General features: G+C 61.4%; 1 protein-coding gene. It reads left to right on the forward strand.

What is annotated here, in order from left to right; translation table 11 throughout:
- A partial coding sequence (locus tag RE4_RS30460; protein ID WP_155717005.1) for a non-ribosomal peptide synthetase occupies positions 1 to 7565 on the forward strand: 7565 nt, incomplete at both ends.

Consider the following 7565-nt stretch of genomic DNA (forward strand, 5'->3'; position numbering starts at 1 on the left):
CCAGTTGGATACGAACTCGGCAGGGAACAATGTTCCGGTTGCGATCACGCTCACCGGAAAACTGGACGTGTCGGGGCTGGAACAGGCTGTCTCGGACGTTGTCGGCCGCCATGAGGTTCTCCGCACGGTCTACCCCGAGGTCGACGGAATCGGCTACCAGAAGATCGTTGCACCGGCTGATGTCGGCGTGAACCTCGCTGCAACCTTGGTCTCGGATTCAGAGATTGTTTCCGAGGTAACGAACTTCGTGGCGACGGGTTTCGACGTGACAACCGAGGTTCCGTTGCGCGCCAGGCTTTTCCAGACCAAGGCCGACGAGCACGTTCTCGTATTCGTGGTGCATCACATCTCGACCGACGGTTTCTCGATGGGCCCGCTGACCCGCGACATCATGACCGCCTACTACGCCAGAACCAACGGCCAGGCTCCGACCTGGACGCCGTTGCCGGTGCAGTATGCCGACTACGCACTGTGGCAGCGTGAGGTTCTCGGGTCCGAGGACGATCCGCAGTCAATCATCGCGCAGCAGATCACTTACTGGGCGCAAGCATTGGACGGCGTGCCCGAACAGTTGAATCTTCCCGGGGATCGGGCCCGGCCGGCGGTATTCTCCGGTCAGGGAGCAACATTCGAATTCTCGATCGGTCAGGAACTGCATGAGCGGCTGATCGGTGTCGGTCGTGAGCACAATGCGTCGATGTTCATGGTGGTCCATTCGGCGCTGGCATCACTTCTCGCACGTCTGTCGGGAACAACGGACATCACCATCGGCGCGCCGATGGCAGGACGAGGTGAATCCGAACTCGACGATCTGATCGGAATGTTCGTCAACACATTGGTGCTACGTACCGAGGTTGATCCTTCGGCCCCGTTTACCACACTTCTGTCGTCGGCTCGAGAGACCGATCTTCAGGCGTTCGCGCACTCGGACCTTCCCTTCGAGCGGCTCGTGGAAGTGCTGGATCCCGTTCGGTCGAGGGCACACCACCCGCTGTTCCAGGTGGCATTGGCGTTCCAGAACCTGGGGCAGAATTCGTTGGCTCTGCCGGGTCTGACGGCCGCCGAGTTCGCAATCGACGAGACTGTGGCCAAGTTCGACCTGCAGCTCACGATCAGTGAGGTATCAGAAGGGCTGTCGGCGACGTTCACGTACGCGACGGATCTGTTCGACGAATCGACCGTCCGCGGATTCGCCGCACGATTGATGCGCATCCTGAACGGAATTGCGACGGACCCCGCAACTTCAGTGGGTGACATCGAAATCCTCGACTCGTCCGAGCGTGAGGTTCTGACGAGTCAAAGGGCTTCGTCAGGAGTAGCGCAGGCGCCGTTGGCCGAGATTCTTGCCGACGCTGCTGCGCGTTACCCGGACAACGTCGCATTGCGCTACCCCGGCACGGCGCAGGCCGTTGCCGGTAGGTCCATGACGTATCGCGAGGTCGACGAGTGGTCGTCGAAGCTGGCCCGCGTTTTGATCAACCGTGGTCTCGGGGCTGAAGATCTTGTGGCGGTGTCGATTCCGAGATCCGTCGAATCGGTACTCGCGGTCTGGGCAGTGTCGAAGACCGGGGCAGCGGTCGTTCCGATCGATCCGCACTATCCGGCAGACCGTATCGCGCACATGCTCAGCGACTCTGGTGCAAAGGTAGGCCTGACCCTCGACGTCGAACGTCCGAACCTCACCGACGACGTCGAGTGGTTGGTCGTGGACGGACCACGTGGCGAACAGATGACCGCCGGAGTGTCCGCAGCGCCAATCGATGCCGAGGAACGTGTCCGTCCACTGACGACTGCTCATCCGGCCTGGGTCATCTACACCTCCGGCACGACCGGTCTACCCAAGGGCGTTGTCGCCACCAACGCAGGTCTGGCGAGCTTCAGTGTCACGCAGGCCGCGCATTACCTCGTGAAGCCCACCTCGCGGACATTGCACTTCGCGTCACCGAGTTTCGACGCGTCGATGCTCGAGTTGTTCCTCGCGGTGGCCACCGGCGCGACGATGGTCATCGTCCCACCTGGCGTGTACGGCGGCGACGAGCTGGCTGAGGTGTTCCGTAGCGAACGAGTCACCCATGCGTTCATCACGCCGGCGGCTCTGGCGTCGATGGACCCGAGCGGCCTGGACGACCTGACGGTCGTAGGCGTGGGTGGCGAAGCGTATTCGCCGGAACTGATCAGCAAGTGGACGACAGGTGACGGCTCGACCGCATCGGCTTCGGCTCCCAGGACGTTCTTGAATGTCTACGGCCCGACCGAGACGACGATCGTGACGAACGTCAGCGTTCCGCTTCTGCCGGGTGACCGAATGGACATCGGCGCCACGATCGGTGACATGGCCGCTTTCGTTCTGGACACACGACTCAATCCAGTTCCACTCGGAGTCTCGGGCGAGCTGTATCTGTCCGGTCCTCAGGTGACCCGCGGCTATCATCGTCGCCCGGGCTTGAGCGCCGATCGATTCGTGGCAAACCCGCACGGTAATCCGGGCGAGCGAATGTACCGAACCGGTGACGTGGTGCGCTGGGTCGCTGGAACCGCACCCTCCACCTACGCCGTGGAATACGTGGGCCGCAACGATTTCCAGGTCAAGATTCGCGGTTTCCGTATCGAACTCGGTGAGATCGATGCGTCATTGACCGCACACCCCGAGGTCGAGTTCGCTGCGACGATGGGTACGACCCTGCCGTCGGGTGCTCCGGCACTGGTGTCGTACGTGTTCACCGGAAAGAACGCTTCGGTCACTTCGGCGGAATTGATCGAATTCGTCTCCAGAACCCTTCCGGCTCACATGGTTCCGGCTTCGATAATGGTCTCCTCGGACATGCCACTGAGCCCGGCCGGCAAGCTGGACCGAAAAGCGCTCCCAGCGCCGGTCTTCGAGACCAAGGAATTCCGCGCCCCGGTTACCGAGATGGAACAAGTCCTGAGCGAGATCTTCGCGGACGTTCTCGGTCTGGATCGAATCGGAACGGACGACTCGTTCTTCGCGCAGGGCGGCGACTCGATCATGTCGATCCAGCTCGTCTCGCGGGCGAAGGCACGTGGGGTCGTATTCGCACCCAGTGACGTCTTCGAGAGCAAGACTGTCGCGGCATTGGCCGAAGTGGCGAAGTATGCCGCCGACGTCGAGGCCGCGGTGGTGCTCGAGGAGTTGCCGGGCGGTGGAGTCGGCTGGATGCCGTTGACGCCGATCGAACGATTCATGGTCGAGCGCGGTGGCAGCTACAACCGATTCACACAGACGATGACTCTCGAGCTTCCACTCGGAGCGCAGCGAACCGACATCGTGCGAACCCTCGCCGCCGTCGTCGACCACCATGACATGTTCCGATCGCGGTTGATCTCCGACGGTCGCGGATGGGGAATGTCGGTCTCCGAGCCGGGAACCGTGGACGTCGAGGATCTACTCAGCCGGGTGGATGTTGATGCGTCCTCGGACGAGTCGACAATTGTTCTCACGGCCTCCAAGGGCCTCGACGAGGCTCTCGGCCGGTTGAATCCGGCAGGCGGCGTGATGGTTCAGTTCGTGTGGGTCGACTTCGGTCCCACTCGCACCGGGCGCTTGATCATTGCTGCGCATCACTTGATCGTCGACGGGGTTTCCTGGCGAATCATTGTTCCGGATCTGGTGTCGGCTGCGGCTCAGATGGCCGGGGCGGGCGGAGCGACGGGGGATGTGGCTCTCGAACCTACGGGTACGTCGATGCGACGTTGGGCTCATGCATTGTCCGAAGAGGCACATCGGGAGTCACGGGTAGCCGAGCTGGATACGTGGCGGAAGGTGTTGCAGACACCGGATCCGGTGCTGGGCAAGAGGGCGTACGACTCTGCGGTCGACGTTGCGGCAACGGTTCAGCGGATAAGCGTGACGGTCCCCACTCAGGTGACGGAGACTCTGTTAACCACGCTGCCGGAGGTTTTCAACGGCGGCGCCAACGACGGCCTGCTCGCTGGACTGGCACTCGCGCTGATCGAGTGGCGTCGCCGAGCCGGAATCGACTCGACGTCTGCCTTGCTGCAACTCGAGGGCCACGGTCGCGAAGAAGCCGTGATTCCCGGTGCGGATCTGTCGAGGACTGTTGGCTGGTTCACTGCAGCCTTCCCGATCAGTCTCGATCTTTCCGAGGTAGACCTGGGTGACGCTTTTGCCGGAGGTGATTCGGCGGGACGCGCGATCAAGTCAGTGAAGGAGCAGTTGCTGGCGATCCCGGACAAGGGCGTCGGGTACGGACTGCTGCGCTACCTGAACGAAGACACGCGCGCAGTGCTTTCGCGCTTCGCAGGGGGACAGGTCAGCTTCAACTACTTGGGAAGGGTTGTCGCCGAGGATCTTCCGGCAGGTGTCGAGGGGCTCGGCTGGCTGCCGGCGGGCGATTTCGCCAACGTGTCAGCACCCGAAGACGTCGACATGCCCGCAAACAAGGTCGTCGATATCAATGCGATCGTCAACGACGGCGCAGACGGAGCTGTTCTGGAGGCCTCCTTCGCCTACCCCGTCGGTGCCATCGACGGCGAGAGCGTCGAGGCGTTTGCACAGATTTGGGTCGAAGCACTGACCGCCCTGGCGGAGCATTCTCGATCCGTCGGTGCCGGAGGACTCACTCCGTCCGACGTGCCGCTTGTCTCGGTGAGCCAACGAGATATCGACGGGTTCGAGAATCGATTCGGTACGGTGACCGACATCTGGCCGCTGGCACCGCTGCAGTCGGGCTTGCTCTTCCATGCGATGTTGGCGGAATCCAGCGTCGACCTCTACTCGGTGCAGATGATTCTCACTTTGTCCGGGAAGGTCGATGCCGACCGATTGCGGACTGCAGCACAGGGAATCATCGACCGTTACGCGAACCTGCGAACAGCATTCACGGCCGACGACGACGGAACGCCGGTCCAGATAGTCCTCGAGGACGTTGCTGTCCCGTGGCGGAACATCGATCTCAGCGATGTCGCGGCGGTCGACCGTGAGGCAGCACTGGACGCAGTTTTGACGGCTGACCAGGCGACACACTTCGACATGGCGTCACCGCCGTTGATTCGGTTCACCTTCGTCACGATGGCGGAGGGGGACTACCGCTTGGTCGTGGCGAATCACCACATCATTCTCGACGGTTGGTCGGTGCCGCTGCTTTTGCAGAACCTGTTGGCGCTGTACGCGACGCGTGGTGACGACTCGGTTCTTCCGCGTGTGCGCAGCTATCGCAATTACCTGGCGTGGCTTGTCGATCAGGATCGCGATCGATCACTTACCGCCTGGGCGGATGCGCTTTCCGGCGTCGAGCAGCCGACGCTGCTCGCTCAGGTCACAGGCGGACAGGAATTCACCGCGCTGTCACAGAAGCTGAACGTGTCGATGTCGTCGGAGACAACCGCGACGCTCACAGCTCTGGCTGCACGACTCGGCGTCACCGCCAACACGATCGTGCAGAGCGCGTGGGCGGTCCTGCTCGGTGCGTTGACCGGAACCGACGATGTTGTCTTCGGTGCAACAGTGTCCGGCCGGCCCCCGGCACTCACAGGCGTCGAATCGATGGTCGGGTTGTTCATCAACACCCTCCCGGTGCGGGTGCGCCTCGACGCTGCGGAGTCCGTCGAAGAATTGGTTGCCAGGGTCCAGATCGAGCAGGCGAGAATGCTCGATCATCACTATCTCGGTTTGACCGATGTGCAGAAAGCTGCGGACGTCGGAACATTGTTCGACACGTTGGTGGTCTTCGAGTCGTACCCGGTAGACCGTGAGGGCCTCGCCGCACAGGCGGATGTTCTCGACGGAATGATGATCGACGACATCTCCTCGGACGATTCCACGAACTACCCGTTGACCCTGCTGATCGCACTCGACGAGCAGTTGCACTTGACACTTCGGTACCTGCCGGACTTCTTCGATGCCGACTACGCAACTGCGTTACTGGACAGAGTTCTTCGACTGCTCTCCGCCGTCGCTACCGATCCTTCCGTTCGTGTTGGTGACGTTGATATTTTGGATTCTGTTGAGCGTTCGTTGGTGCTCGAGGGGTGGAATGACTCGGCGCGGGTTGTGTCGGGCGTGTCGGTGTTGGATGGGTTCGATGCGCAGGTGGCGGCGTCTCCGGGTGCGGTAGCGGTCTCGTTCGAGGGGCAGTCTCTGTCGTATGCGGAGTTCGATGCTCGGGTGAATCGTTTTGCCAGGTATTTGGTTTCGGTGGGTGTGGGGCCGGAGTCGTTGGTGGGTGTTGCGGTTCGTCGGTCGGTTGATTTGTTGGTTGCGGTTTACGGTGTGCTCAGGGCTGGTGGTGGGTATGTTCCGGTGGATCCGGATCAGCCTGCGGAGCGTAATGGGTATGTGTTGGAGTCGGCGTCGCCGGTGTGTGTGGTCAGTACGTCTGATGTTGGTTTCGATGCTGGTGTTGTGCCGGTGGTCGAGGTTGATGTTGTTGATGTGTCTGGTTTTTCGGGTGCACCTGTCTCTGATGTGGATCGGGTTGCGCCGTTGCGGTCGGGGAATACGGCGTATGTGATTTTCACGTCGGGGTCGACGGGTCGGCCGAAGGGGGTGGCGGTCAGTCATCGCAGTGTGGTCAATCAGGTGTCGTGGTTGGCGGAGCGTTATGCGGTGTCGGGTTCTGATGTGGTGTTGTTCAAGACTCCGGTGACGTTCGATGTGTCGGTGTGGGAGTTGTTTGTTCCGTTGGCGGTGGGTGCTCGGTTGGTGGTGGCTACTCATGACGGTCATCGGGATCCGGGGTATTTGGCGTCGGTGGTGGCGGCGGAGTCGGTGTCGATGGTGTCGTTTGTGCCGTCGATGTTGGAGGTGTTCGTCGATCAGGTTGTCGACACGTCGGAGGCGACGATTTCGCGTCTCGGTGGTGCTGGGTTGGGTTCGTTGCGGGTGATTTTCGCGGCGGGTGAGGCGTTGCCGGCGTCGGTGGTGGGTCGGGTGTTGTCGGTGTTGCCGTCGGTTGAGGTTCATAATTTGTATGGTCCGACGGAGTTCACGGTGCATGCGACGGCGGCGGGTCCGCTCGATGGTGTGGGTGTGGTGGTGCCGATGGGTGCTCCGGTGTGGAATTCGTCGGTGTTGGTGTTGGATTCGCGGTTGCGTCCGGTGCCGGTGGGTGTTGCGGGTGAGTTGTATTTGTCGGGTGTGCAGGTCGCTCGTGGGTATTTCGGGCGGGTGGATTTGTCGGCGGAGCGGTTTGTGGCGAATCCGTTCGGCGTGTCGGGTTCGCGGATGTATCGCACGGGGGATGTGGTGCGGTGGATCGGTGTGTCGGGTGAGCTCGAGTATGTCGGTCGTAGTGATTTTCAGGTGAAGTTGCGTGGTCAGCGGATCGAGTTGGGGGAGATCGAGTCTGCGGTTCGGGATCAGGTGGGTGTGGGTTCTGTTGTGGTGGTGGTGTGGCGTGATCAGTTGGTTGCGTATGTCACTGCTGCGGTGGGGTCTTCGGTTGATGTTGATGTGGTGAAGGTGGGTGTGGGGGAGCGGTTGGCGTCGTATATGGTGCCGTCGCAGTTTGTGGTGTTGGATGCGTTTCCGCTCAATGCTTCGGGGAAGTTGGATCGGAAGTTGTTGCCGGAGCCGGTGTTCGAGG

Source organism: Rhodococcus erythropolis NBRC 15567, assembly GCF_001552595.1.
Classification (GTDB): Bacteria; Actinomycetota; Actinomycetes; order Mycobacteriales; family Mycobacteriaceae; genus Rhodococcus_F; species Rhodococcus_F erythropolis.